The organism is Mammaliicoccus fleurettii (genome assembly GCF_003970575.1).
In the GTDB taxonomy this organism is placed as follows: domain Bacteria; phylum Bacillota; class Bacilli; order Staphylococcales; family Staphylococcaceae; genus Mammaliicoccus; species Mammaliicoccus fleurettii.
The window spans coordinates 1-204 of the sequence record NZ_RXWZ01000184.1 but is presented as its reverse complement, the minus strand read 5'-3'; the positions used below and the strand labels follow the sequence as shown (position 1 = coordinate 204).

Below are 204 nucleotides of genomic sequence, written 5' to 3'. Positions count from 1 at the left end.
GGTAGTGCTTATTATAGAACAAGTAATTTAGTTAACAGAAATTTTCGTGCAGAAAAGCCTTTACAACTACTCTTAACAGACATTACCTATTTACCTTTTGGTAAATCGATGTTGTACCTATCATCAATAATGGATGCTTATAATGGGGAAATTATTGCTTATAAAATTGGGCCACATCAAAACCAAAAGTTAGTCAATGATACA

Annotated in this window: 1 pseudogene; it reads left to right on the top strand. The window is 31.4% G+C overall.

The window, feature by feature from the left end:
• A pseudogene (locus CD129_RS13340) lies at positions 1-204 on the top strand (IS3 family transposase); the annotation flags it as partial.